This window comes from Faecalibacterium sp. DFI.5.82 (assembly GCF_029076575.1).
GTDB lineage: Bacteria > Bacillota > Clostridia > Oscillospirales > Ruminococcaceae > Faecalibacterium > Faecalibacterium duncaniae.
The window spans coordinates 1-317 of sequence record NZ_JARFIS010000390.1; the positions used below are offsets into that span (position 1 = coordinate 1).

General features: G+C 60.9%; 1 protein-coding gene. It reads left to right on the forward strand.

What is annotated here, in order from left to right:
* Positions 1 to 10 precede the first annotated feature (10 nt).
* Positions 11 to 317, forward strand: a 307-nt coding sequence (locus P0G09_RS17120) for an RpiB/LacA/LacB family sugar-phosphate isomerase (protein WP_275253269.1), incomplete at its 3' end; no start/stop codon positions are given.

A 317-nucleotide genomic window follows, 5' to 3' on the forward strand; every position in this document is an offset into this window, starting at 1 on the left:
GAAATTTCTCATGGCAAAACCCATTGCGCTTGCCGCCGACCATGGCGGTTATGAACAGAAGGAAGCCGTCAAGGCTCACCTGGACGAGCTGGGGCTGGAGTATATCGACTTTGGCACCCACAGCACTGCCAGCGAGGATTACCCCGATATGGCACTGCCTGCCTGTGACGCTGTGGTCAGCGGCCAGTGCGACAAGGCCCTGCTGTTCTGCGGCACCGGTGTCGGCATCAGCATGGCCGACAACAAGGTCAAGGGCATCCGCGCCTGCTGCTGCTCCGACAGCTTCAGCTGCGAGTACACCCGCCGCCACAACGATG